At 60.6% G+C, this 24,211-nt stretch carries 25 protein-coding genes and 1 other annotated feature; all 25 genes read left to right on the top strand.

Going from position 1 to position 24,211, the window contains the following annotated elements; all coding sequences use genetic code 11:
- Positions 1 to 716 precede the first annotated feature (716 nt).
- The 25 genes from ACZM22_RS05470 (at position 717) to spoIVA (ending at position 24,035) form a co-directional block, all read left to right on the top strand.
- Positions 717 to 1,274: a hypothetical protein gene (locus ACZM22_RS05470; RefSeq protein ID WP_489543358.1), complete on the top strand. Its 558-nt coding sequence runs from the start codon at positions 717 to 719 to the stop codon at positions 1,272 to 1,274.
- A 20-nt stretch (positions 1,275 to 1,294) separates the two neighbouring features.
- Positions 1,295 to 3,139 carry a 1-deoxy-D-xylulose-5-phosphate synthase gene (gene dxs, locus ACZM22_RS05465; protein WP_489543357.1) on the top strand — a complete coding sequence of 615 codons (1,845 nt, stop codon included), beginning with the start codon at positions 1,295 to 1,297 and terminating at the stop codon, positions 3,137 to 3,139.
- Entirely contained in the window at positions 3,136 to 3,954 is an 819-nt protein-coding gene (locus tag ACZM22_RS05460) for a TlyA family RNA methyltransferase (protein WP_489543356.1), read from the top strand. The genes dxs and ACZM22_RS05460 overlap by 4 nt, the downstream gene beginning before the upstream one ends.
- Positions 3,951 to 4,829 carry an NAD(+)/NADH kinase gene (locus tag ACZM22_RS05455; protein WP_484436954.1) on the top strand — a complete coding sequence of 293 codons (879 nt, stop codon included), beginning with the start codon at positions 3,951 to 3,953 and terminating at the stop codon, positions 4,827 to 4,829. Before ACZM22_RS05460 ends, ACZM22_RS05455 begins: the two co-directional genes overlap by 4 nt.
- Positions 4,819 to 5,271 (top strand): arginine repressor, encoded by a 453-nt coding sequence (gene argR, locus ACZM22_RS05450; protein ID WP_484423922.1) that lies wholly within the window; start codon positions 4,819 to 4,821, stop codon positions 5,269 to 5,271. The genes ACZM22_RS05455 and argR overlap by 11 nt, the downstream gene beginning before the upstream one ends.
- Positions 5,272 to 5,292: 21 nt before the next feature.
- Positions 5,293 to 6,972, top strand: a complete 1,680-nt coding sequence (gene recN / locus ACZM22_RS05445) for a DNA repair protein RecN (RefSeq protein WP_489543355.1) — start codon at positions 5,293 to 5,295, stop codon at positions 6,970 to 6,972.
- A 76-nt stretch (positions 6,973 to 7,048) separates the two neighbouring features.
- Positions 7,049 to 7,292: a binding site (T-box leader), on the top strand.
- A gap of 75 nt (positions 7,293 to 7,367) precedes the next feature.
- The gene (gene tyrS / locus ACZM22_RS05440; RefSeq protein ID WP_484436956.1) at positions 7,368 to 8,594 is read left to right on the top strand and encodes a tyrosine--tRNA ligase; all 1,227 of its coding nucleotides are present in this window, start codon (positions 7,368 to 7,370) and stop codon (positions 8,592 to 8,594) included.
- 163 nt (positions 8,595 to 8,757) lie between these two features.
- Entirely contained in the window at positions 8,758 to 9,783 is a 1,026-nt protein-coding gene (gene queA / locus ACZM22_RS05435; RefSeq protein ID WP_489543354.1) for a tRNA preQ1(34) S-adenosylmethionine ribosyltransferase-isomerase QueA, read from the top strand.
- 26 nt (positions 9,784 to 9,809) lie between these two features.
- The gene (locus tag ACZM22_RS05430; RefSeq protein WP_489543353.1) at positions 9,810 to 12,050 is read left to right on the top strand and encodes a monovalent cation:proton antiporter family protein; all 2,241 of its coding nucleotides are present in this window, start codon (positions 9,810 to 9,812) and stop codon (positions 12,048 to 12,050) included.
- Positions 12,051 to 13,187 (top strand): tRNA guanosine(34) transglycosylase Tgt, encoded by a 1,137-nt coding sequence (tgt, locus tag ACZM22_RS05425; RefSeq protein ID WP_489543352.1) that lies wholly within the window; start codon positions 12,051 to 12,053, stop codon positions 13,185 to 13,187.
- Between the two features lie 67 nt (positions 13,188 to 13,254).
- Entirely contained in the window at positions 13,255 to 13,680 is a 426-nt protein-coding gene (gene yajC, locus ACZM22_RS05420; protein ID WP_489543351.1) for a preprotein translocase subunit YajC, read from the top strand.
- 67 nt (positions 13,681 to 13,747) lie between these two features.
- Positions 13,748 to 14,182: a hypothetical protein gene (locus tag ACZM22_RS05415; RefSeq protein WP_489543350.1), complete on the top strand. Its 435-nt coding sequence runs from the start codon at positions 13,748 to 13,750 to the stop codon at positions 14,180 to 14,182.
- Between the two features lie 354 nt (positions 14,183 to 14,536).
- Positions 14,537 to 15,139, top strand: a complete 603-nt coding sequence (locus ACZM22_RS05410; protein ID WP_489543349.1) for a stage II sporulation protein M — start codon at positions 14,537 to 14,539, stop codon at positions 15,137 to 15,139.
- 22 nt (positions 15,140 to 15,161) lie between these two features.
- A complete protein-coding gene (xerD, locus tag ACZM22_RS05405) occupies positions 15,162 to 16,046 on the top strand; it encodes a site-specific tyrosine recombinase XerD (RefSeq protein ID WP_483267695.1) in 885 nt (294 codons plus the stop codon).
- 110 nt (positions 16,047 to 16,156) lie between these two features.
- Complete coding sequence (gene ruvC, locus ACZM22_RS05400; RefSeq protein ID WP_484423913.1) at positions 16,157 to 16,669, top strand: crossover junction endodeoxyribonuclease RuvC; 513 nt, start codon at positions 16,157 to 16,159, stop codon at positions 16,667 to 16,669.
- Position 16,670: 1 nt separating this feature from the next.
- Positions 16,671 to 17,270 (top strand): Holliday junction branch migration protein RuvA, encoded by a 600-nt coding sequence (gene ruvA, locus ACZM22_RS05395; protein WP_489543348.1) that lies wholly within the window; start codon positions 16,671 to 16,673, stop codon positions 17,268 to 17,270.
- Positions 17,271 to 17,283: 13 nt separating this feature from the next.
- Positions 17,284 to 18,324, top strand: a complete 1,041-nt coding sequence (ruvB, locus tag ACZM22_RS05390) for a Holliday junction branch migration DNA helicase RuvB (RefSeq protein WP_489543347.1) — start codon at positions 17,284 to 17,286, stop codon at positions 18,322 to 18,324.
- A 142-nt stretch (positions 18,325 to 18,466) separates the two neighbouring features.
- The gene (locus tag ACZM22_RS05385) at positions 18,467 to 19,090 is read left to right on the top strand and encodes a sigma-70 family RNA polymerase sigma factor (protein ID WP_483267699.1); all 624 of its coding nucleotides are present in this window, start codon (positions 18,467 to 18,469) and stop codon (positions 19,088 to 19,090) included.
- A 35-nt stretch (positions 19,091 to 19,125) separates the two neighbouring features.
- Positions 19,126 to 19,404 carry a zinc-ribbon domain containing protein gene (locus ACZM22_RS05380; RefSeq protein WP_482681487.1) on the top strand — a complete coding sequence of 93 codons (279 nt, stop codon included), beginning with the start codon at positions 19,126 to 19,128 and terminating at the stop codon, positions 19,402 to 19,404.
- Positions 19,405 to 19,546: 142 nt separating this feature from the next.
- Positions 19,547 to 19,759 carry a DUF1858 domain-containing protein gene (locus tag ACZM22_RS05375; protein WP_483267701.1) on the top strand — a complete coding sequence of 71 codons (213 nt, stop codon included), beginning with the start codon at positions 19,547 to 19,549 and terminating at the stop codon, positions 19,757 to 19,759.
- Between the two features lie 58 nt (positions 19,760 to 19,817).
- Positions 19,818 to 20,510: a tRNA (adenine(22)-N(1))-methyltransferase gene (locus ACZM22_RS05370; RefSeq protein WP_489543346.1), complete on the top strand. Its 693-nt coding sequence runs from the start codon at positions 19,818 to 19,820 to the stop codon at positions 20,508 to 20,510.
- Complete coding sequence (locus ACZM22_RS05365) at positions 20,507 to 21,292, top strand: Nif3-like dinuclear metal center hexameric protein (RefSeq protein WP_489543345.1); 786 nt, start codon at positions 20,507 to 20,509, stop codon at positions 21,290 to 21,292. Before ACZM22_RS05370 ends, ACZM22_RS05365 begins: the two co-directional genes overlap by 4 nt.
- Positions 21,293 to 21,295: 3 nt before the next feature.
- Positions 21,296 to 22,030, top strand: coding sequence for a YebC/PmpR family DNA-binding transcriptional regulator (locus ACZM22_RS05360; protein WP_483267704.1), 735 nt, complete (start codon positions 21,296 to 21,298; stop codon positions 22,028 to 22,030).
- 142 nt (positions 22,031 to 22,172) lie between these two features.
- Complete coding sequence (locus ACZM22_RS05355; protein WP_489543344.1) at positions 22,173 to 22,445, top strand: site-specific integrase; 273 nt, start codon at positions 22,173 to 22,175, stop codon at positions 22,443 to 22,445.
- Positions 22,446 to 22,553: 108 nt separating this feature from the next.
- Positions 22,554 to 24,035, top strand: a complete 1,482-nt coding sequence (gene spoIVA, locus ACZM22_RS05350) for a stage IV sporulation protein A (protein WP_489543343.1) — start codon at positions 22,554 to 22,556, stop codon at positions 24,033 to 24,035.
- Positions 24,036 to 24,211: the final 176 nt, after the last annotated feature.

The raw sequence follows: 24,211 nt of genomic DNA, 5'->3' as shown, positions 1-24,211 counted from the left end.
AATATACTATACTGCTGAACAGCGGCGCAGTATCCTAGTCAGATCTGCCGTCTTCTGAAGAGGGGCCTAAAAATCCCTAAAAGGGCACAACTGTGAAACCTCTGGTGCTTGCTTCTTACGCCCAGTTTGGGGTGGGTGCTGGAAGGGAGGCGCGGCCAGTCACCGCGCCTGCGGCCGTAGGGCGCCCTCCAATGGCATGGAGGACCCGACCCTGCGGTCGTGGAGACCTGCTGTTGTGCACAGGCGTACTCCCTTTGTGGTTAGCGACCTGTGTACGAAGCAGATTGCGAACCTGCATCGCGGTGCTACCCGGCTTTATGCCGTGAACGCTGTGTGCAGAGTAGCCTGCCTTGCGTGGGCAGGGTGGATGGGAGAGTCAACGCGTCATGTCCCCGGCCAGGGACGCAGCGCTATTTCCCTGAAACCCTGTTTGCAAAAGAGGATAAGAGACGGTTTGACTGTGGTGGAAATCACCTAGGCTGTCCTGAGAGGGGGCGCCGGAAGGATTGCAGTGCGGACTAAGTGGCAGTCGGGTATCGCGGCGGGCAACACCGCGACACAGCACCGAAGGGGAAACCACCTGCATCGGCGACGAGAGGTGTGCTGCGGGGAAATCCAACCCGTACCTAAGCCGCAAGATTTACTTCCGGAGTCGCCCTGTTCAGCATTTACTCTATCCATATAAAAAACTTTATCAAAAAAGCGAGGTTTGTCACTTGGCAGACAGTAACAGTAAGGATAAAAAGAAAAGCAAAAAGCAGGGCAGCTGGCCTCTGCGGGTATTCCTGCTGGCGGTAGCGCTCAGTGCCGTTATGAGCTTTTTCTCCTCCACGGCGCTGGAGGGCGCAGGTTACATGGTAACGCTGCTGGTACTGGCGATGTTTATCGCGCTGGGCATCATCTTCGACATGGTGGGCGTGGCGGTGACGGCGGCGGACCCCAAGCCGTTCCACTCCATGGCCGCCCACAAGGAAAAGGGCGGACGGGAGGCTATCCGGCTTTTGCAGAACGCCAACCAGGTCAGTTCCGTGTGCAACGACGTGGTGGGCGACATCTGCGGCATCGTCTCCGGCTCTACGGCGGCGGTGATCGTGACCCAGCTGCAGCGGGATCTGAGCACCACGTCTGTTTTGATCTCTATCGGCGTGACGGCGCTGATCTCCGGCATCACCATCGGCGGCAAGGCGCTGGGCAAATCGATGGCCATCAACGACTGCACCAAGGTGGTGTACCGCGTGGCGCGTATCATGAACGCGCTGCACCTCTATCGCTGACACAAAGGAGCGGATGCGCTTTGGTTCTTGAAAATATCCATTCTCCGGCGGACGTGAAGCGCCTGACCGAGAAGCAGACGGAGCTGCTGTGCATCGAGCTGCGGCAGTTCCTCATTGAGCAGATATCCCGTACCGGCGGGCATCTGGCGTCCAATCTGGGAGCGGTGGAGCTGACTGTGGCCATCCACCGTGTGTTCGACACGTCCACGGACCGGCTGGTGTTCGACGTAGGCCATCAGTGCTACGTCCATAAGGCTCTGACAGGGCGACGGGAGCTGTTTGCCACGCTGCGGCAGTTCGGCGGCCTGTCCGGCTTTCCCAAGCCGTATGAGAGCGTCCACGACGCCTTTGTGGCAGGCCACGCCTCCAACTCCGTGTCCGCAGCGCTGGGCATGGCCCGCGCCCGCACCTTGCAGGGCGGGCACTACAATGTACTGGCGCTTATCGGTGACGGTGCCCTGGGCGGCGGACTCAGCTTCGAGGGGCTCAACGACGCCGGCGCCTCCGGCGAGCCGCTGATCGTCATTCTCAATGACAACGGCATGTCCATCGATGCCAATGTGGGCGGTATGTCCCGCCATCTGGCCAAAATGCGGACGAAGGCGGGCTATTACGAATTCAAAAAGAAGTACCGGCAGGCGCTGGATGTTACCCGTGTAGGCCGTCTGCTGTACGAGGCCAGTCACGACGTGAAAACGGCACTGAAAAAGTCACTGCTGCCGGTGAGCACCGTGTTCGAGGACATGGGCTTTACGTACATGGGGCCGGTGGACGGCCACGATGTCCGGCGGCTGACGGATATGCTGCGGGCGGCGCGGGAGCAGAACTGTCCCGTGCTGCTGCATGTCCACACCCGGAAAGGGAAGGGCTACGCCCCTGCGGAACAGGCACCGGAGCGCTTCCACGGCGTATCCCCCTTCGATCCCGCCACGGGGCGGGCCAGCGCGCCGTCCGAGCCGTCGTTCTCCTCTGTGTTCGGACAGGAGCTGAAGGTGCTGGCGGACCAGGACGCGCATATCTGCGCCATCACGGCAGCCATGGCGGAGGGCACAGGCTTGACGGCCTTTGCCGCTGCCCATCCCCGCCGGTTTTTCGATGTCGGCATCGCCGAGGGTCACGCAGTGACCATGGCGGCGGGCATGGCCAAGCAGGGCATGCTGCCGGTATTCGCGGTGTACGACAGCTTTTTGCAGCGGGGCTACGACATGCTGGCACAGGACGTGTCGCTGGACAAGCTCCACGTGGTCTTTGCCGTGGACCGCACCGGTCTGGTGGGGGCCGACGGCGAGACGCACCACGGGTGCATCGACTATCTGTCCCAGATCCCCGATATGACGGTGCTGTGCCCCGCCAGTTTCGCGGAGCTGCGGAGCATGCTGCGCACGGCACTGTACCGCTGCGGCGGACCGGTGGCAGTCCGCTATCCCCGGGGCGGCGAGGGCACGTACCGCGATAACTGCGGCGACGCGCCGGTATCGGTGCTGCGGCAGGGGGCGGATGTGAGCATCGTGACCTATGGGATTTTGACGGAGCAGGCGCTGGCGGCGGCGGAGCTGCTGGCGCAGGAGCATATCGCGGCGCAGGTGGTGAAGCTGAACCGCGTGACGCCGCTGGACGGAGACGCCGTGTGCGGCGCTCTGGCAGGCGTCAGGCGTCTGGTGGTGCTGGAGGACCAGCTGCGCCAGGGCTGCGTGGGTCAGCGTCTGGCGGCGCTGCTGCTGGAGCGCGGCGCCGCGCCGGAGAAGCTGCGGCTGCTGAACGCGGGGGAGCGTCTGCCCGCCCAAGGCAGTGTCAGGCAGCTGTACCACGCGCTGGGGCTGGATGCCCAGGGCGTGGTGTGCGCCGTGAAGGAGGTGCTGGCATGAGCAAGAAAACAAGGCTGGATGTCCTGCTTGTGGAACAGGGACTGCTGGACAGCCGCCAGAAGGCACAGGCCCACATCATGGCCGGTCTGGTGTTCGTCAACGGCCAGCGGGTGGACAAGCCCGGGACGGCCGTGGCCAACGATGCGCAGATCGAGGTACGGGGCCGCGCCCTGCCCTATGTCAGCCGCGGCGGCCTGAAGCTGGAAAAGGCCATGAAAACCTTTCCTATCACGCTGGAGGGTAAGATCTGCGCCGACATCGGCGCGTCCACCGGGGGATTTACCGACTGTATGCTGCAAAACGGCGCGGCCAGAGTCTACGCTGTGGACGTGGGCTATGGTCAGCTGGACTGGAAGCTGCGCAACGACCCGCGGGTGGTGTGCCTGGAGCGCACCAATGCCCGCTATCTGGACCATGAACAGGTGCCTGACGTGCTGGATTTTGCGTCCATCGATGTGTCGTTCATCTCACTGAAGCTTATCTTTCCGGCGCTGTACAACCTACTGCGCGAGGGCGGTGAGATTGCCTGCCTCATCAAGCCGCAGTTCGAGGCCGGACCGGAGAAGGTGGGGAAGAAGGGGGTCGTCCGCGACCCCAAGGTACACCTGGAGGTGCTGGAAAACTTCCTGACACATGCAAAGGATAACCACTTTACAGTGCTTGGCATCACATATTCTCCCATACGAGGACCTGAGGGCAACATCGAATATCTCGGCTATCTGCGCAAAAGCGTGGAGTCGGACACCATCCCCGATCTTGCGGCGCTGGTGGACGCCTCCCACAGCGAACTGAAAGAGAGAAGGGACAGCGAATGAAACGAGTGATCCTCTGCCCGAACCCCTATCGGGACAACGAACTGACCGTGGCAAAGCGCTCCCGTCAGCTTCTGGAACAGATCGGCTTTGAAACGGTGGTGTGCCTGCCATTCAGCCGGGAGGGCTACGGCGACCAGCTGGGCGTGCCCATCCGACAGCTGCAGCAGGAGATCAAGCGCGCCGATCTGCTTATCGCCTTCGGCGGTGACGGCACCATCCTGCATCTGGCCCGCACCGTGGCACTGCACAACGTGCCGGTGCTTGGCATCAATCTGGGCAGCCTGGGGTTTATGTCAGAGCTGGAGCCCAATGAGCTGGAGCGGCTCAACGATTTGAAAAACTGGGATTTCACCGTGGAGTCCCGCATGATGCTGGATGTCACCGTTCTGCGGGAGGGGCGTCCGGTGTATAACAACATTGCTCTGAACGATGCGGTGGTGTCTAAGGGCTCTGTGGCCCGCGTGGTGCGGCTGGACGTTACCACCGAGGAGGGACGGCTCACCAAGATCACCGGCGACGGCGGCATCGTATCCACACCTACCGGCTCCACCGGCTATTCCATGGCGGCGGGCGGCCCCATCGTAGAGCCCACGGCCCGCAATCTGCTGTTGACGCCTATCTGCCCACATTCCACCCGCGCGGGCAGCTACGTTCTGTCACCGGAACACATCATCACCATTGAGGCGGCAGATGCTAACCGGAAGTTCGTCTACCTCTCCGTGGACGGCGGTAAAGCGTTCTCCCTGAAAAACGGGGACAAGGTGCGGGTGCGGCAATCCCGCTTTACGACGAAGCTGGTACGGCTCTCAAAGAAGAGCTTCTGCGAGATCCTGGATTCAAAAATGGGAATGGAGGTAGCCACGCATGAAGAATGACCGTCAGACCATCCTGCTGGAAATCATCGAGCAGGAAGCCGTGGAGACGCAGGAGCAGCTGCTGCGCCGGTTGGCGGAGCGGGGCGTGAAGTGTACGCAGGCCACCGTTTCCCGTGACATCAAGCAGCTCCATCTGGTGAAGGAGCCCACAGGACAGGGTCGCTATCGCTACGCCGTGTCCGTGCAGAAAAGCAAGCTGAACTTCGCCGAGAAGCTGCGGACCATCTTCCGTGAGTGTGTGCTGTCGGTGGAGGCTGCCCAGAATCTGGTGGTGCTGAAAACTATCGAGGGCATGGCACAGGGCGCCGCCTTCACACTGGACAACATGGGCGACACGGACATCGTGGGCACGCTGGCCGGTGACGACACCATCCTGCTGGTGTTCCACGACAACGTGCGTGCGCTGGATTTCTGCGAACAGGTCAAGCAGATGCTGCGGTAAGCGGCAGAGGAGGGTAGCGCCATGCTGGAAGTGCTCCACATTGAAAATATCGCCATCATCGAGGAGGCGGACATCCGGTTCGAGGCAGGCTTCAACGCGCTGACCGGCGAGACCGGCGCGGGCAAATCCATTGTCATCGATGCCCTCAGCGCGGTGCTGGGCCAGCGGACAAGCCGCGAACTCATCCGCACCGGCGCGGACAAGGCGTTTGTCAGCGCGGTGTTCTCCGGTGTGGACTCCGCCATCGCGGAGGAGCAGGGCGTGACACCGGAGGAGGACGGCTCCCTGCTGCTGCAGCGGGAGATCCACAGTGACGGTAAGAGCGTCTGCCGCGTGGGGGGACGGCCGGTAACGGTGGGCCAGCTGAAGGCGCTGGGCAGCCGCCTGCTGAACATCCATGGGCAGCACGACGGCCAGCAGCTTCTGGACGAGGAGCAGCATTTGCAGTTCCTGGACAGCTTTGGAAAGCTGGAAAGTCTTATTAATACATACGCTGAAAAGTATAATAGCTTTACAGCGATACAACGAAAAATACAGTCCTTGCAGATGGACGAATCGGAAAAAGCGCGCCGCGTAGATACCTTGACCTACCAGATCAACGAGCTGGAGCGGGCGAAGCTCCGCGCCGGCGAGGAAGAGGAACTGGCTGCGAGGAGGAACCTGCTGCGCAACGCGGAGAAGTTTACCTCCGCCGTGGCCGAGGCAGACTACGCCCTCAACGGCGACGACAGCGGCGATGGTGCGCTGGGCATGCTGCGGCGGGCGCAGGACTCCGTAGGCGCGGTACGGCATCTGGACGACGACTACGCCGGCCTGTACCAGCGGCTGGAGGCGTTGTACAGCGAAGCCTACGATGTGGCAGCCACCATCGAGGACAAGCGGGAGGGCTTCGATTTCTCGCCCAACGAGCTGGACGATGTGGAGAGCCGCTTGGACCAGCTGTATCGCCTGAAAAAGAAGTACGGCCCCAGCGTGGAGGACATGCTGGCCTATCTGGAGCGCTGCCGCGCCGAGCTGGAGCAGATCGAGTACGCCGGTGATGCGCTGACACAGCTGGAGCGGCAGCTGGGCAAGGCGGAGAAGGAAGCCGTCAGTGCGGCGCAGGCTCTGTCCGAGGGGCGGCGGCAGGCGGCGGAGCGGCTGTCCGCCCAGATCCTGGAGGAGCTGCGGCAGCTGGACATGGGCAGGATCCGGTTCGCCGTGGACATCGCAGAGAAGCCTCTCAGCGCCGATGGCATGGACCAGGTGCGGTTCCTGATGTCCGCCAATGCGGGCGAGGAGCTGCGGCCTATCCACAAGATCGCCTCCGGCGGTGAGCTGGCCCGCATCATGCTGGCCATGAAAAACGTGCTCAGTGAGCAGGATCAGGTGGGCACGCTGGTGTTCGATGAGGTGGATACCGGCGTCAGCGGCCGTGCCGCCCAGAAGGTGGCGGAGAAGATGGCCCGCATCAGCCGCCGCAAGCAGGTGCTGTGCGTCACCCATCTGCCGCAGCTGGCGGCCATGGCGGATACTCATTTCTCCGTGGAGAAGGGGGAGCGGGACGGTCGCACCTACACCGCTGTGCAGCGTCTGGATCGGGAACAGCGCCGTCAGGAGCTGGCCCGGCTTACCGGCGGCAGCCACGTGTCCCAGACCATACTGGATGGGGCGGAGGAACTGCTGGCTGAGGCGGAAAAGTTTCGTGCTTCCATGCGTTGACGCCAATGCACCGGTTTCGGTAAAATGATAGTTGACAAACGGAGAATTTCTGCTAAAATAGTGACAACTTGATAATGCCACAGTGATGAAGGGAAGAAGTAGCACGCTTCTGCGCCTGCAAAGAGAGCCTCCGGACGGTGCGAGGAGGACAGGGCGGAGCCTGTGAATACATCCTGGAGCAGCCTCCTGAAGCCGTTGGGCGCGTAGGGATGTGTCGGGTCCGCCCGTTACAGCGGCAGGGTGTGTCAGCACCCGACGAGGCCATGTCCGTGAGGGCATGGCGAATATGAGGTGGTACCGCGATTCTGATCGCCCTCTGTCAGCAGGCAGGGGGCGTTTTTTTCGTCCTTTGCCAGGAAAATGACAACAACATCAACGGAAAGGAAACTGAAAAAATGGGAATTTACGAAGAACTGGTGGCTCGCGGCCTCATCGCGCAGGTCACCAACGAGGAAGAGATCCGCGAGATGATCAACAACGGCAAGGCCACGTTCTACATCGGCTTTGACTGCACGGCGGACTCTCTGACGGCAGGTCATTTCATGGCGCTGACCCTGATGAAGCGTCTGCAGATGGCGGGCAACAAGCCAATCGCCCTCATCGGCGGCGGCACCACCATGATCGGCGACCCCTCTGGCCGTACCGATATGCGGAAGATGCTCACCAAGGAGGATATCGACCACAACGCCGAGTGCTTCAAGCGCCAGATGGAGCGATTTATTGACTTCGGCGAGGGCAAGGCCATCATGCTCAACAATGCCGACTGGCTGCTGGATCTGAATTATGTGGACCTGCTGCGCGAGGTGGGTGCCTGCTTCTCCGTCAACAACATGCTGCGTGCCGAGTGCTACAAGCAGCGCATGGAGAAGGGACTGAGCTTCCTGGAGTTCAACTACATGATCATGCAGAGCTATGACTTCTACTATATGTTCCAGCACAACGGCTGCAATATGCAGTTCGGCGGCAACGACCAGTGGTCCAATATGCTGGGCGGCACCGAGCTGATCCGCCGCAAGCTGGGCAAAGACGCCCACGCCATGACCATCACTCTGCTGACAGACTCCCAGGGCAACAAGATGGGCAAGACCGCCGGCAACGCCGTGTGGCTGGATCCCAACAAGACCAGCCCCTTCGAGTTCTATCAGTACTGGCGCAACATCGACGACGCCGACGTGCTTAAGTGCATCCGCATGCTGACATTCCTGCCGCTGGAGGAGATCGATAAGATGTCCAACTGGGAGGGCGCGCAGCTCAACGAAGCCAAGGACATCCTGGCCTACGAGCTGACGAAGCTGGTCCACGGCGAGGACGAGGCCGAGAAGGCCCGCGCCGCGTCCAAGGCACTGTTCTCCGGCGGCGGTGACACCGAGCACATGCCCACTACCGAGCTGACCAACGACGACTTCGGCGGCGGCGCCATCGACGTTCTGACGCTGTTGGTGAAGTGCGGGCTGGCCGCCTCCAAGGGCGAGGCACGCCGTCTGGTACAGCAGGGCGGCGTGGCAGTCAATGACCAGAAGGTGTCCGCCATCGAGACCACCTTCGGCTGCGAGCAGTTCACCGGCGACGGCGTCATTATCAAAAAGGGCAAAAAGGTATTCCACCGCGCCGTTCTGGTGTGATAGAGCCGGTCATCTGCGCATAAAATGTTACTACCTCAAAGGCTGCGGCTTCGCCGCAGCCTTTGGAGCGTTTCGGGGCGTAAGGCCGCAGAAAGTGGTTGAACGGCGCGAGATTTTATACTATAATAAGATGTTACTATATGAAAGAATGTGTGGTATGCCTATGAAGACCCATGATTTTTATTTTGACCTGCCGCCGGAGCTTATCGCCCAGACACCCATCCCTCAGCGGGACGCCTCACGGCTGCTGGTGCTGGATAAGGAGACCGGTGCCACAGAGCACCGGCACTTCTTCGACCTGCCGGAGTACCTGCGGCCCGGCGACTGCCTGATCCTGAACAATTCCCGCGTCCTGCCGGCGCGGCTGCTGGGCCATCGCGTGCCTGGGGGCGGCGTGTGCGAGATATTGCTGCTCATCGACCGCGGCAGCAACGTGTGGGAGTGTCTGGTGCGGCCGGGGAAGAAGCTGCGCAAGGGCGCGAAGGTGTCCTTCGGCGACGGTGAGCTGACGGCGGAGATCGCGGAGGAGCTGCCGGACGGCAATCGGCTGGTGCGCTTTTCCTACGAGGGCATTTTCCTGGAGGTACTGGATCGGCTGGGCAAGATGCCGCTGCCGCCCTACATCAAGGAGGAACTGCAGGATAGGGAGCGGTATCAAACCGTCTACTCCAAGGTGAACGGCTCCGCCGCCGCACCTACTGCGGGCCTGCATTTCACACCGGAGCTGCTGGAGCGCGTTCAGCAAATGGGTGTAAAGGTAGGCTACGTTACACTACATGTGGGACTGGGGACCTTCCGCCCTGTGAAGGAGGAGGAGGTCACCGACCACGCCATGCACAGCGAATACTGCGTTATCCCGCAGGAGACGGCGGATCTCATCAACGAGACGAAGCGCAGCGGCGGCCGCGTTATCTGCGTGGGCACCACCAGCTGCCGCACCGTGGAGTCTCAGGCGGCGGAGGACGGCACCATGCGGGCCAGCGCCGGCTGGACGGACATCTTCATCTACCCGGGCTACCGCTTTAAGGTGATGGACGCGCTGGTCACCAACTTCCACCTGCCGGAGTCCACCCTCATCATGCTGGTATCTGCGCTGGCGGGACGGGAGCATGTGCTGTCCGCCTACAAGGAGGCCGTGGAGCAGCGTTACCGGTTCTTCTCGTTTGGCGATGCGATGTTTATCCACTAAAAGGAAAAGGAGGACTTCAGGTGCATTTGCCGGATCTCGTTTCTGACCTTGCCGTTATCCTGCTGACCGGCGGTGTCATCACCGTTATCTTCAAAAAGCTGAATCTGCCGCTGGTCCTGGGCTACATACTGGCGGGATTCCTCATCGGCCCCTATATGCCGTTATTCTTCTCGCTGGCTGACATCGAGGCAGTGTCCACATGGAGCGAGATCGGCATCATCATCCTGATGTTCTGCCTGGGACTGGAGTTCAACCTCCACAAGCTGGCCAGCGTGGGCGGCACCGCCATCATCACAGCGCTGGTGGAGGTGGGCGGCATGCTGGCCATGGGCTTCGCCGTGGGACAGCTTATGGGCTGGGGCACCATGGACAGCATCTTCCTGGGCGGCATGCTGTCCATGTCGTCCACCACCATCATTATCAAGGCTTTCGATGAACTGAACGTCCGGAAAACGGACTTCGCCCAGCTGGTGTTCGGCACGCTGGTGATGGAGGATATCGCGGGCATCTTCATGATGATCATCCTGTCCACCATCTCCGTCAGTAAGTCCATCTCCGGCGGCGCACTGGCGCTGCAGCTGGGACTGCTGGTGCTGTATCTGGTGCTGTGGCTGGTGCTGGGCATCTTCCTGCTGCCTACGCTGCTGAACAAGGCGTCCAAGCTGATGAGCGACGAGACGCTGCTTATCGTGTCGCTGGGCATCTGCTTCGGTATGGTGCTTCTGGCGGACGCGCTTGGCTTCTCCTCGGCGCTGGGCGCGTTTCTGGCCGGTTCGCTGCTGGCAGGCACCGTCCACGCCGAGCGGGTGGAACACCTGACCTCCGGCGTTAAAGACCTGTTCGGCGCGGTATTCTTCATCTCTGTGGGTATGATGCTGGATCCCGGCGCCGTGGTAAAGTACATCTGGCCTATCCTGATACTGACCGCGGTGACCATCGTGGGGAAGCTGCTGTTTTCCTCGCTGGGCGTGCTGCTGTCGGGCCACACGCTGCGGCAGGCCATCTACTGCGGCTGCTCGCTGGCGCAGATCGGCGAATTCGCGTTCATCATCGCGTCGCTGGGCCTGTCGCTGGGCGTCATCGCGGACTACATCTATCCCATCATCATCTCTGTATCGGTCATCACCACGCTGACCACACCGTTCTTCATCAAGAGCGCCGATCGGATCTGCACCGGTCTTGAAAGACTGCTGCCGCAGAAGCTGGTGCAGCAGCTGGAGCGCTACACCGACGAGGAGCAGAGCGTCAAGGAGCAGGACAGCGACTGGGCCGTGTTCCTGCGCCGCTATGTGAAAAGAACGGTATTCTATGGCGTGCTGATGCTGGGCATCGTGATTCTGGGTGACGCGGTGCTGCTGCCGCTGCTGCGGGAGACCATCCATGTGCTGTGGATCAGTAAGGCCATCACGCTGTGCGCTGTCTATCTGTGCATCGCCATGTTCATCCGGCCCATGCTGGATGCCCATTCGCCGCAGTATACGGTGCTGTGGGCGAAGAAGCGCAGCTTTCGTCTGCCGCTGATCGCTCTCAGCGTCATCCGCGTGCTCGTCATCGTGCTCATCGTGTTCCTGCCTATCCGGACGGTGCTGGGCATCCACAGTCTGTGGCTGCTGCCGCTGCTGGCAGCGGCGGTGCTGGTGGCAGGGCACTTCGGATGGTTCGCGTCGGCCTACCTGTCGGTGGAGACGCGGTTCCTTACCAACTTCAATGAGCGCCTTTTGCAGCAGTACGGCGACAGCGACGATGCCACATGGCTGGACGAGAAGCTGTACGTCACGGAGCTGATCTGCCCATCGGAGGAGGCAGGGAAGGATCTGCGGGCTCTGGGCTGGGGCAGGCGCTATGGCGTGAATATCATCAAGATTGTCCACGGCAAGCGGGAGCTGGACATCCCCTCCGGTGACACGGTGCTCAGCGAGGGAGACCGGCTGGCCGTCCTGGGTGAGCGGGAGAACCTGGTCTCCCTGCGACTGTCCGTAGGGGCGGGGGAGGCGGAGCTGCCCACGCTGCATGCCTATATCAGCGGAGAGAAGGCACTGTATACCTACACGTTGGCTGTGGCGAAGAATGATCATCTGGCGGGCTGCACCATCCGCGACAGCGGTTTGCGAGAGAACTATGACTGCATGATCCTGGGGTTACAGCGGAACCTGCTGCCCATTATCGGACCCGACGTGAATTTCGTGATCCAGCGCGGCGACCTGGTATGGCTGCTGGGCTCCCGCCGCATGGCGGAGAAGGCGCTGGATGATATGGAGGAGGCATAAATGTTCAAAGTCATCAAAAAACAGGGCAAGGCGCGGCGGGGCGTGTTCACCTGCGCCCACGGCGGCGAGGTACAGACGCCGGTGTTCATGAATGTGGGTACCCAGGCCGCCATCAAGGGCGGCGTCAGCGCACTGGATCTGAAGGAGCAGCTGGGCACACAGATCGAGCTTTCCAACACGTATCACCTGCACCTGCGGCCCGGCGACGACGTGGTGCGCCAGCTGGGCGGCCTGCACAAGTTCATGCGCTGGGACGGCCCTATCCTCACGGACTCCGGTGGTTTCCAGGTGTTCTCGTTGGCCGGCCTGCGGAAGATCAGCGAGGAGGGCGTCACCTTTGCCAGTCATCTGGACGGCCGCCGCATTTTCATGGGGCCGGAGGAGAGCATGCGCATCCAGTCCAACCTGGGCTCCGACATTGCCATGGCCTTCGACGAATGCGTGGAGAACCCTGCACCCTACGACTACGCCAAGGCCAGCTGTGAGCGGACGCTGCGCTGGCTGGCGCGGTGCAAAGCGGAGCACGACCGGCTCAACGCGCTGCCGGACACCATCAACCCCCGGCAGATGCTGTTCGGCATCAACCAGGGCGCCACCTACGCAGACCTGCGGACCTGGCACATGCAGGAGATCGCCAAGCTGGACTGCGACGGCTACGCCATCGGCGGCCTGGCGGTAGGGGAGCCCACGGATGTGATGTACGACATCATTGAGAAGGTAGAGCCCTATATGCCGGCGGATAAGCCCCGCTATCTCATGGGCGTGGGTACGCCCAGCAACATCATTGAGGGCGTGGCCCGCGGTGTGGACTTCTTCGACTGCGTGATGCCTGCCCGCAATGCCCGTCACGGCAAGCTGTTCACCTGGAGCGGCACGCTGAACATCAAGAACGCCAAGTACAAGCTGGACGAGGGAACTATCGATCCTGAATGCGACTGCCCCGTGTGCCGGAATTTCAGCCGCGCCTACCTGCGGCACCTGTTCACGGCGGAGGAGATGCTGGCCATGCGTCTGGCGGTGATGCATAATCTGTATTTTTATAACAAGCTGACCCAGCGCATCCGCGACAGTCTGGATCAGGACTGCTTCGAGGAGTTCCGCGGCGCATACAGCAAAAAATTGGCAGAACGTGTGTGAAACCCCTTGCCAAAGAGGACGAGGTTCGGTATAATAGTGCCATTATGTAAAAAAGGAGTAACGTTCCATGTTTGACATCGCATACGCATCGACCACCGGCACCACCGGCGCCGGTACCGGTATGGGTTCCACGATCATGATGATCGTCCTGATGATCGCCATTTTCTACTTCCTGATGATCCGCCCCGAGAACAAGCGGAAAAAGCAGGCCGAGGAGATGCGCAACTCCCTGAAGAAGGGCGACTGGCTGACCACCATCGGCGGCGTGTACGGCCGCGTCGTGGGTATCACGGACCGCACCGTGGTCATCGAGACCAGCGAGGACCGCGTCCGCGTGGAGTTCCTGAAGTCCGCTATCGGCCAGGTCGGCACGCTGGACGAGCAGGCCGCCGCCCAGCAGCGTCCCGCCAAGAAGGACAAGAAGGCCGACAAGGCTGAGGAAAAGACTGTTGAGACTCCCGCCGAGAAAACCGAGGACAGCGAGAGCAAGTAACTTCCCCGCATAGAATAATACCTCTCCCGAATATGCTGTAAAAAAGCATGTTGGGGGAGGTATTTTTATGTCCGTAAAGAAGCTGCTGGGTGCGGCGGCGTGGAAGGGGTTACTGCTGGCCGTGGTGACGCTGCTGCTCCTGCTGGCTGCGGCGGCTCTGATGCTCCAGCGCGGGCTGGTAGGAGAGAGTGCGGCGTCGGCACTGGTCTGCGCCGCCTATGCCGCCGCCGTGATGATCGGCGGGCGCAGCGCCATCCGCAGCAGCAGCGCTCCGCCGCTGCCCCAGAGCCTGGCGGTGGCGGTGTGCCTGTACGCGGTGGTGTGGCTGGTGGCTATCGGCGGCGAGACAAATTTTGCCGCGCACGGCCCGCTGCTGACAGGGGCCATCTTCGGCGGTGCGGTGCTGGCAGGGCTGCCGGGCCGGAAAAAGGGAAAGCGGCAGGCGGGGACCCGTAGAGCAGGGGAGCGGCCGCGCCGCGCCACAGCCCACGGACGGCGGTGACATAAAAAAGAGCATGGTTAAAATAACGAAATTCTTCGTTTCGCCTAAAAAGCCTTGACGGGGAAGGCCGCCCCTGACCGCCTGCGGGTCATCGGGGGCGGAGCCAATATATTGTGCGCGATTTTTCCGACCCGACCACATATCGCCGATTGTGCAGGTTCCCGAGAGCCTCCGCCCTCCTCGTTTATGCGGTTTACATAATTGCGTTTACATAACATTTTGGCATAATTTACAAAAAACGGCTTTTTGCGCGAAAGCCCTTGCGGTTTTGTGAGATTTGCCATATATTATTTAGTACATCCGCTCGCGGTCTATTTGTGCGCGCCGGCTCATACGGTAAGACGAGGTGAGCCGATGAAGCTGCGTAAGAATGGGGCACATCCGGCGGTAAAGTCGGACATGCGTTTTTGGATACTGTGTGTTTGTTTCCTGCTGGGTATGGCGGCGGCGTATCCGGCGCGCCGGAGCATCAGCACCGACGCGCTGGCGCAGTTGGGCGCCTACGTCCAGAGCTACGCCCAACTGGCGGACGGCCGCTCGCAGCAGCCTGTGTCCGTACTGTCCGCGGCGGCAGCCTACCTGCGGTATCCGCTGCTGGCGTTTTTGTTCGGGCTCAGTGCCGCCGGTGTGGCTCTGATCCCACTGTTGTGTGCGGCACAGGGGTTTTTTCTGTCCTTTTCCGTGTGTTGCTTCGCTGCAGCGCTGGGACGGGACGGTGTGCTGCTGGCGCTGGCAGCTCTGGGGCTGCGGTGTCTGTTTGTGCTGCCGTGTACGCTGTGCCTGGCCGATGCCGGTTTTGCCCAGGCGTGCCGCGCCATGCCGCGTCTGCGGCCCCGCAGACCGGAGCTGAACTGGCGGATGCTGCTGTTTTGTGTGTTTGTGCTTCTGACCGGTACGGTGGTGGAGTGCGCCATTGTACCAAAATTTTTTGCGCTTATTTTGGCGCGTATCGCCTGAAAAAGGAGAGGGGTGAGGGAATATGACGGACTATATCGCGGCCTACCGCGCCTATCTAAGCGAGGAGAAAAGGGCCTCCGCCAATACCCTCAGCTCCTACATACGCGATCTGACCCAATTCCAGAGCTGGCTCATCACCAACGGTACTGCCGACCTCCGCAAGGTGAAGAAGGAGACCATCAACGAGTACCTGCTCCATATGAACCACAGCGGGAAGTCTCCCGCCACCGTGACCCGCTCTACCGCATCCATCAAGTCCTTCTACAGCTACATGGTGCAGTCCGGCGCAGTTAAGACCAACCCCGCCAAAGCGGTGACAGCCATGAAGGTGGAGCGCAAATATCCGGAGATCCTGACCAACCGAGAGGTGGAGCTGTTCTTAGAACAGCCCAAGTGCGTGGACGAGAAGGGGTTCCGTGACCACGCCATGCTGGAGCTGCTGTACGCCACCGGTATCCGCGTGTCGGAACTCATCGGTCTGAACGTCGGTGACATCAACCTGTCCGCAGGCTTCATCCGATGCCGGAGCAAGGACAAGGAGCGCATCGTGCCGCTGTATCCTGCCGCCGTCAAGGCGCTGGAGGACTACGTGAAGGATATCCGGCCCCGCATCATCGCTGACGAGAACGAGCAGGCCCTGTTTGTCAACATGAACGGCGAGCGCATGAGCCGTCAGGGCTTTTGGAAGATCATCAAGTACTATCAGGAGAAGGCGGAGATCAACAAGGACATCACGCCCCACACGCTGCGCCACTCCTTCGCGGTACATTTGCTGGAGAACGGTGCGGACCTCCGCTCCATCCAGGAGATGCTGGGGCATGCCGATATCTCCTCCACCCAGATCTACACCCATGTCATCAAGAAGCAGTTGAAAGACGTGTACAACAAGGCGCATCCACGCGCCTGAAACACTGCGCCGCACCGACAGACCGCCCTGTGAAAACAGGGCGGTTTTTGTTGCTATTTTGCCGTCGGTTTGCTATAATAGAACTAATGTTTAAGAGGTGGAGGAGCGCCATGCGCATTTTGGGTATCGACCCCGGCGTGGCCATCGTAGGCTTCGGCCTTATCGAGACGGAGCGCAGCGCCGTGCGGATGCTGCAATACGGGGCCATCAACACATCGGCGGGGCTGCCGCTGGCCACGCGGCTGGTACAGATCGAACAGGATCTGACCCAGCTGATCCGGCAGTTCCAGCCGGATGAGATCGCCATCGAGGAGCTTTTTTTCAGCAAGAACATCACCACCGGCATCGCCGTGGCCCACGGGCGCGGCGTCATCCTCTGCACGGCGGAGAAGATGGGCGTCCCCATCTACGAGTACACGCCCATGCAGGTAAAGCAGGCGGTGGTGGGCTACGGTCTGGCCGAGAAAAAACAGGTCATGGACATGACGCGGCGCCTGCTGAAGCTGAATGCCGTGCCGCGGCCCGACGATGCGGCGGACGCGCTGGCCATCGCCATCTGCCACGCCCGCAGTGCCACCAGTCTGCTGCGGCGCAAGGATCCCAACGTGAAGGAGACTGTCTGATATGTTCTACTATGTCAACGGCACCGTGGCGGAGATCGAAGCCGGTCTGGCCGTCATCGACTGCAGCGGCGTAGGCTACGCCTGCGCCACCACCAACTATACGCTCTCTCAGCTGAAGAAAGGGGAGCGGGCCAAGCTCTACACCTATCTGAACGTGCGGGAGGACGCCATGGAGATGTTCGGCTTCGCCAGCCAGAGCGAGCTGCGCAGTTTTAAGATGCTCATCGGTGTGTCCGGCGTGGGCCCCAAGGCCGCGCTGTCCATCCTGTCGTCCACGACGCCGCAGCAGCTGTCCATGGCGGTGGTGATGGGTGACGAGAAGGCTCTGACCGCCGCGCCCGGAATCGGTAAGAAAATCGCCCAGCGCATCATTCTGGAGCTGAAGGACAAGCTGATCAAGGAGCAGGGCGGCTTTGAGGCCGGCAGCGGTGCGGCCGCTGCCATGCCCGCTCAGAACAACAAAGCCGGCGAGGCCACGGCGGCGCTGGCGGTGCTGGGCTACGGCTCTCAGGAGATCGCCGCCGCCCTGAAGGGCATCGACATGGACGCGCTGCCGTTGGAGGAGATCATCCGGCAGTCGCTGAAGAAAATGGTAAAGTAGGGGAGGGCACAGCATGAGCATCGACTTCGGCACAGACATCTACGAGGAGTCTATTGTCGCCAAGACGTTCCTCGCTGAGGACACCGGCGAGACATCCCTGCGTCCCCACACACTGGCGGAGTACATCGGGCAGGAGAAGGCCAAGCAGAACCTGTCTATCTTCATTGAAGCCGCCCGCCGCCGCACGGAATCGTTGGATCACGTGCTGCTCCACGGCCCCCCGGGCCTGGGAAAAACCACGCTGGCCGGCATCATTGCCCAGGAAATGGGCGTCAATATCCGCATCACCTCCGGCCCTGCCATTGAAAAGCCTGGGGATCTGGCAGCGCTGCTGACGAACCTCAATGAGAACGACATCCTGTTTGTAGACGAGATCCATCGGCTGAATCGGTCGGTGGAGGAGATCCTGTACCCCGCCATGGAGGACTACGCCATCGACATTATCATCGGCAAGGGGCCCTCCGCCAACTCCATCCGGCTGGACCTGCCGCGCTTTACCCTGATCGGCGCCACCACCCGAGCGGGCTCCCTGTCTGCGCCGCTGCGGGACCGCTTCGGCGTTACACTGCGGCTGGAGCTCTATACGCCGGAGGAGCTGGCCACCATCGTGACCCGCAGCGCCGGTATCCTCAATGTGGAGATCGAGCCGGAGGGCGCCATGGAGATCGCCCGCCGCTCCCGCGGCACACCCCGTATCGCCAACCGCATGCTCCGCCGCGTCCGCGACTTCGCCCAGGTGGTAGCTGACGGCGTCATTACACGCAAGGTGGCCGATCAGGCGCTGCTGGCGCTGGAGGTAGACTTCCTGGGTCTGGATCAGGTGGACCGCCGTATGCTCCGCGCCATCATTGAAAACTACGGCGGAGGACCGGTGGGCCTGGAGACGCTGGCCGCCACCATCGGAGAGGAATCCGTCACGTTGGAGGATGTCTACGAGCCGTATCTGATGCAGATCGGCTTCCTGACCCGCACGCCCCGGGGGCGCTGCGTGACACGGAAAGCCTACGAGCACCTGCATATCGACCGTCCGGAGCCCGAGCAGCTGTCCCTGTAAACGCCGCGCCGTATGCATCGCATCGCCAAATTGAACAAATCGATAGGGCATAATCACCACGAAGCCCAACGAATTTGAGCTATTTTTGACAAACTTTCCGCAATTACTTGACAAATTATTTTGTGAAAAGGTATAATACACTATGGTAAATGATACATGGGCAGACTACGAACATCTGGCAGCGCTGAGCGACGAGGAATTGTGCGCCTGCGTCAGAGCGGGGAACCGCTTGGCGGAGGAGGTGCTGGCCGCCCGCTATCACCGTCTGGTGCGTAGCTGCGCCCGTCCGTACTTTCTGGCGGGGGGCGACAGCGAAGATCTGCTGCAGGAGGGCATGTTCGGTCTCATCAAGGCCATCCGCGAGTACGAGACGGGGCACGGCGCTTCCTTTTATACATTTGCCGAAACATGTATCCGCCGCCGGCTCTACTCGGTGTTGAAGTCGGCTGCGTCAGGCAAGCATGCGCCCCTGAACCAAGCGGTCCCCCTTGATCCCTCATTCTTTGACGCGAATCTCTCCTTTGCCAATGCCGATCCGGAGGTGCTCCTGATCGACAGAGAAAAAGCTGCCAGTCTGTTGGAAAACGCCCGCAAGCTGTTGTCCGAATTCGAGGTAAAGATTTTAGGGTATTATTTAGACGGTCTTACGTGCCGCGAGATCGCAGAGACTGTCGGCAAGTCCCCCAAATCGGTGGACAACGCTGTGCAGCGCATACGCCGCAAAATTGCGCGGCAACTTTTATCCGGCGACATCAGCAACGGCTGAGCGCAATATATTTTTCTCAAAGAGAGGGTAAAATCATGTACGAAGACAAGACTTTAGTGTGCAAAGAGTGCGGCAAAGAGTTTGTGTTCACCGCCGGTGAGCAGGAGTTCTACGCTGAGCGCGGCTTCCAGAACGAGCCCCAGCGCTGCAAGGCCTGCCGCGACGCTCGCAAGAACGCAGCCCGTGGTCCCCGTGAGTACTTCACCGCCGTCTGTGCCAAGTGCGGTGGTGAGGCCAAGGTGCCCTTCGAGCCCAAGAGCGACCGTCCCGTGTACTGCAGCGCCTGCTTCGCTGAGATGCGCGAGAACGGCTGAGTGATCCTGCACACTATCGTACACGATAACAAAAAAGGATACGTGCTTCGGCACGTATCCTTTTTTTCTCCTAAAAATCCTGTTGAAACCCGCAGGATATTGGGGTATACTATACGTAACATCAATTTCGGAGGTTATTCACATGATCGAGATCACGAAAGACACCATTATCGGTGATATTCTGGACGTTGCCCCCCAGACGGCCCCCATTTTCCTGTCCATTGGCATGCACTGCCTGGGCTGCCCCTCCTCCCGTGGCGAGACGGTAGAGGAAGCGTGCGCCGTTCACGGTATCGATGTGGACAAGCTGCTGGCCGTGGTGAACGAGGAAGCTAACAAGCCCATCGCCGAGTAAATCAGACGAGCCGCCACGCATACGGCTGTATGCGTGGCGCTTTCTGCGTTGAGGAGAAATGGATCAGAAGCAATTAGCATTACAGCCACGCCTGTGCCGTCTGGCGCAGCTGGTACCGGACGGTTGTCGCCTGACGGACGTGGGCACGGATCACGGCTACCTGCCTGTGGCGCTGCTGCAGCAGGGGAGGATACTCTCCGCCATCGCCTCCGACATCGGTGTGGAGCCGCTGGAGCACGCCCGCCGCACGGCGCAGCAATACGGTGTAAAGGGCATCGACTTTCGTCTGTGCTCGGGCTTGTCCGCCATCGCGCCGGAAGAGACGGATGTCATCGTCATCGCCGGCATGGGCGGCGAGACGATTATCGCCATCCTGTCCGCGGCGCCATGGACGAGAAACGGCCATATGTTGCTGCTGCAGCCCATGACGAAGGCTGCTGACCTGCGCCATTGGCTGGCTGACAATGGATATACCTTTACAGCGGAATGCCTGGTGGAGGACAAGGGCCGCGTTTATCCCATCCTGACGGTGACGGGCGGTCCGCACCGTTCCCTCACCGAAGCGGAGGCCCTGTGCGGCATCCTGTTGGAGGGTGACCCACTGTACGGCACGTATCTGGCAGAGCACGCCGCCAAGCTGCGCCGCTCGGCAGAGGGTCTGCGCCGCAGCAGCGATCCCAATGGCCCCGCACTGGCGGCACAGGCAGAGGCGCTGGCAGCGGAACTGGAAGAAAAGAGGGATGCGATATGACAACGGTACGGCAAGTGGAACAGGCGCTTTATGAATGGGCACCCCGCCAGCTGGCGGCCAGTTGGGACAACGTGGGACATCTGGTGGGCGACCCAGACAGGGGAGTGCACCGCGTCCTGGTATCGCTGGACATCACGGAGCGGGTGGTGCGGGAGGCTGTCGCAGGCGGCTTCGACCTCATTGTGTCCCACCATCCGGTGATGAACTGCACATGGCACCCCGTCCAGACACTGCGCACTGACGACCGGCAGGGCCGCATCCTGATGGGGCTGGTGACACATGATATCTCCGCCATCTGTATGCACACCAATTTGGATGCGGCGGAGGGCGGCGTCAACGATATTCTCGCCCAAAAGCTGGGCCTGCGGGACCTGAAACCACTGACAGATGAAAAAATCGGCCGGGTCGGCACGTTAAAATGCGAAATACCCCTTGTGGAGTTCACCCATTTTGTGATAAAATCGTTAGGATGCAATGGTCTGCGCTATACCGACTGCGGCAAACCTGTCCACCGCGTGGCGGTGGGGGGCGGCGCCTGCGGCGACTATATCCCTCAGGCCATTGCCGTCGGCTGCGATACCTTTGTTACGTCCGACCTGCGGTATCACGAGTTTCTGGATAACACGGAGCTGAACCTCATCGACGCGGGGCATTTCCCCACAGAGGACGGGGTCTGCGCCGCCGTGGTGGACTATTTGCAAAAGGTGTTCCCCGCAGCCACCGTTATAAAAACGACCGCGCATCGCAGCGAGGTCATCCAATACTGCATAAAGGAGAAGTAAACTATGTCCGGACATTCCAAGTGGCACAATATCCAAAAGACCAAAGGCGCGGCTGACGCCAAGCGCTCCGCCACCTTTACCAAGATCGCTAAGGAGATCATCGTGGCCGTCAAGCAGGGCGGCAGCGGCGACCCCGCAAACAACTCCCGCCTGGCCACCGTGGTGGCCAAGGCCAAGGCAGCCAATATGCCCAACGACAACATCAAGCGCACCATCGACAAGGCGCTGGGCTCCGGCAACACCGATAACTATGAGTCCGTCACCTACGAGGGCTACGGTCCCTGCGGCGTGGCCGTCATCGTGGAGGCGCTGACCGACAACCGCCAGCGCACCGCGCCGGAGATCCGCCACTACTTTGACAAGTTCGGCAAGGGCATGGGTGCGCAGGGCTGCGTCAGCTGGTCCTTCGACCGCAAGGGTGTCATTGTCATCAGCAACGAGGACGAGGAACTGGACGAGGATACCGTCATGATGGACGCGCTGGATGCCGGCGCCGAGGACATGGAGGCCGATGGCCCCGTGTTTGAGGTCACCACCGACCCTGACAGCTTCAACGACGTGGTCAAGGCGCTGGAGGAGAAGGGCTACACCTTCGAGAGCGCGGAAATCGAGATGGTACCCCAGAACTACATCACCATGACCAGCGAGGACGATGTCCGCAGCATGACCAAGCTGCTGGACATGCTGGATGACAATGAGGACGTGCAGAACGTCTGGCATAACTGGCAGCAGGATTGATGGAACTTTTCCTGCGGAAAAGAATCTGATTTTCAGCAATACAGCGCGTTTTCGGAACTGATTTTTCCCGGTTGCGAAATACATCAATTGCGCTGTGATATACATTCCCCTTTGGTTGCGACATACCAAAGGAGGAATTGACATGAAAACCAGCGCCGCTATCAGAGAATACTTAATTGAGATTGAGGTTAGGAAGTATACCCCGAAGACCATTCGCGGGTATCGGAATAGCCTCAATCTCTTTTTGCGCTTTTGCGAGCAGGAGACGCACATCCAAGAGGTAGAGGACATCAATTTGGCTGTGGTGCGGCAATTCAGCGCGTTTATGAGCCGGAAGGGAAGAAAAGGCAGCTACATCAACGGGCTCTTGAAAGTATCGAAGTCGTTCATTCAGTATTGCTATGATGAAGGCTGATGTGGTTTATCCCGTTAGCGTGTGTTCTGCCCTGCCCACAAAACCCTTCTAATCCCCACCGCCGACGCATAGACATGTGGTAACAGTCAGGATTCGGAGGAAGGCATTATGAATCTATCCACATCCATCTATCAGGATATGGCGGCCCGCACGGGCGGCAGTATCTATATCGGCGTTGTCGGCCCGGTACGCACGGGCAAATCCACGTTCATCAAGCGCTTCATGGAGACCCAGGTCCTGCCCTACATCGACAATGCCTACCGCCGCGACAGGGCGCAGGATGAGCTGCCCCAGAGCGGCTCCGGCCGCACCATCATGACAGCGGAGCCGAAATTCGTGCCGGAGGAGGCCGTCCGCGTCCAACTGGAGGGAGATGCGGCCTTTTCCGTGCGGCTCATCGACTGCGTGGGGTACATGGTCCCCGGGGCTGTGGGCCAGTTCGAGGACCTGTCGCCCCGCATGGTCATGACGCCTTGGTTCGACCACGAGATCCCCATGACCGAGGCCGCGGAGATCGGCACCCGTAAGGTCATCACCGACCATTCTACCGTGGGCGTGGTCATCACCACAGACGGCACCATCACAGATATCCCACGGGAGGACTATCTGGAGGCGGAGGAGCGCGTGATCCGCGAGCTGCAGGAGATCGGCAAGCCCTTTGTGGTGTTGCTGAATTCCGCGGAGCCCCACAGTTCCCGCGCCGCCTCCATTGTGGAGGAGATTGCGGAAAAGTACGGCGTCAACTGCCTGGCGGTGAACTGCCAGACTCTGTCGGAGCAGGAGATACAGGGCCTGCTGCGTGGCCTGCTGTATGAGTTCCCGCTACAGGAACTGGACGTGTTCCTGCCGTCCTGGGTGGACGCTCTGCCTGGAGACCACCCCATCAAAAGCGGACTCTACCAGAGCGTGGCCGCGGAGACCGCCGAGCTGTGCTGCATCCGGCAGCTGGCGCCGCATCTTGCATCCCTGCAGGCGGCGGAGAACGTGGAGGATGCCGGCATAGAGCGGATCGACCTGGGCCGCGGCGTGGCGCAGGCACGGGTGCGGCTGCCCCGCAGCCTGTTCTACCAGACGCTGACGGAGCGTTCCGGTCTGACCGTCAGTGATGACGGCGACCTGATGCAGCTGCTGACGGAGCTGGCCGATGCTAAGCGGCAGTATGACCGAGTGGCTCCCGCACTCACCGCTGCCCGCGAGACAGGCTACGGCGTGGTGCTGCCTTCGGTGGAGGAGCTGGAGTTGGAGGACCCCGAGATCGTCAAGCAGGGGGGACGCTACGGCCTGCGCATGCGGGCCAGTGCCCCGTCCATCCACATGATACGGGCGGACGTGGACACCACCGTTTCGCCCATTGTGGGCAACGAGAAGCAGTCGGAGGAAATGGTCAACTACCTGCTCCAGCAGTTTGAGGGCGATACGGGCAAGATCTGGCAGTCCAACATCTTCGGCCGCAGCTTCAACGAGATCGCGGGGGAGGACCTGAACGCCAAGCTGAAGCGGATGCCCACCGATGCGCAGAGCAAGCTGCGGGAAGCGCTGGAGCGCATTCTTAACGAGGGAGGCGCGGGCCTGATCTGCATCATCCTGTGACTGGTGATACCGGAAAAGGCGGAGCGTATGCCCCGCCTTTTCCACTGTCTGCGGGACACGTCTGCATAGTTTGAAATGTATGGAACGTTTGGATTTGAAATTGAACATTTTTTAACTATTTTTGCCGCTAATCTTACGAAACTAAAAATTTTTAGTACAAAATCGTAAATAAATAG

The organism is Vescimonas sp. (assembly GCF_057856985.1).
This window is presented reverse-complemented; position numbering and strand designations above follow the sequence as displayed.

Excerpts from the sequence above, each read along its gene's own strand:
- ACZM22_RS05460 (WP_489543356.1), top strand. The coding sequence starts at position 3,136 with ATGAGCAAGAAAACAAGGCTGGATGTCCTGCTTGTGGAACAGGGACTG.
- ACZM22_RS05455 (WP_484436954.1), top strand. The coding sequence starts at position 3,951 with ATGAAACGAGTGATCCTCTGCCCGAACCCCTATCGGGACAACGAACTG.
- argR (WP_484423922.1), top strand. The coding sequence starts at position 4,819 with ATGAAGAATGACCGTCAGACCATCCTGCTGGAAATCATCGAGCAGGAA.
- recN (WP_489543355.1), top strand. The coding sequence starts at position 5,293 with ATGCTGGAAGTGCTCCACATTGAAAATATCGCCATCATCGAGGAGGCG.
- tyrS (WP_484436956.1), top strand. The coding sequence starts at position 7,368 with ATGGGAATTTACGAAGAACTGGTGGCTCGCGGCCTCATCGCGCAGGTC.
- queA (WP_489543354.1), top strand. The coding sequence starts at position 8,758 with ATGAAGACCCATGATTTTTATTTTGACCTGCCGCCGGAGCTTATCGCC.
- tgt (WP_489543352.1), top strand. The coding sequence starts at position 12,051 with ATGTTCAAAGTCATCAAAAAACAGGGCAAGGCGCGGCGGGGCGTGTTC.
- yajC (WP_489543351.1), top strand. The coding sequence starts at position 13,255 with ATGTTTGACATCGCATACGCATCGACCACCGGCACCACCGGCGCCGGT.
- ACZM22_RS05415 (WP_489543350.1), top strand. The coding sequence starts at position 13,748 with ATGTCCGTAAAGAAGCTGCTGGGTGCGGCGGCGTGGAAGGGGTTACTG.
- ACZM22_RS05410 (WP_489543349.1), top strand. The coding sequence starts at position 14,537 with ATGAAGCTGCGTAAGAATGGGGCACATCCGGCGGTAAAGTCGGACATG.
- xerD (WP_483267695.1), top strand. The coding sequence starts at position 15,162 with ATGACGGACTATATCGCGGCCTACCGCGCCTATCTAAGCGAGGAGAAA.
- ruvC (WP_484423913.1), top strand. The coding sequence starts at position 16,157 with ATGCGCATTTTGGGTATCGACCCCGGCGTGGCCATCGTAGGCTTCGGC.
- ruvA (WP_489543348.1), top strand. The coding sequence starts at position 16,671 with ATGTTCTACTATGTCAACGGCACCGTGGCGGAGATCGAAGCCGGTCTG.
- ruvB (WP_489543347.1), top strand. The coding sequence starts at position 17,284 with ATGAGCATCGACTTCGGCACAGACATCTACGAGGAGTCTATTGTCGCC.
- ACZM22_RS05385 (WP_483267699.1), top strand. The coding sequence starts at position 18,467 with ATGGTAAATGATACATGGGCAGACTACGAACATCTGGCAGCGCTGAGC.
- ACZM22_RS05380 (WP_482681487.1), top strand. The coding sequence starts at position 19,126 with ATGTACGAAGACAAGACTTTAGTGTGCAAAGAGTGCGGCAAAGAGTTT.
- ACZM22_RS05375 (WP_483267701.1), top strand. The coding sequence starts at position 19,547 with ATGATCGAGATCACGAAAGACACCATTATCGGTGATATTCTGGACGTT.
- ACZM22_RS05370 (WP_489543346.1), top strand. The coding sequence starts at position 19,818 with ATGGATCAGAAGCAATTAGCATTACAGCCACGCCTGTGCCGTCTGGCG.
- ACZM22_RS05365 (WP_489543345.1), top strand. The coding sequence starts at position 20,507 with ATGACAACGGTACGGCAAGTGGAACAGGCGCTTTATGAATGGGCACCC.
- ACZM22_RS05360 (WP_483267704.1), top strand. The coding sequence starts at position 21,296 with ATGTCCGGACATTCCAAGTGGCACAATATCCAAAAGACCAAAGGCGCG.
- ACZM22_RS05355 (WP_489543344.1), top strand. The coding sequence starts at position 22,173 with ATGAAAACCAGCGCCGCTATCAGAGAATACTTAATTGAGATTGAGGTT.
- spoIVA (WP_489543343.1), top strand. The coding sequence starts at position 22,554 with ATGAATCTATCCACATCCATCTATCAGGATATGGCGGCCCGCACGGGC.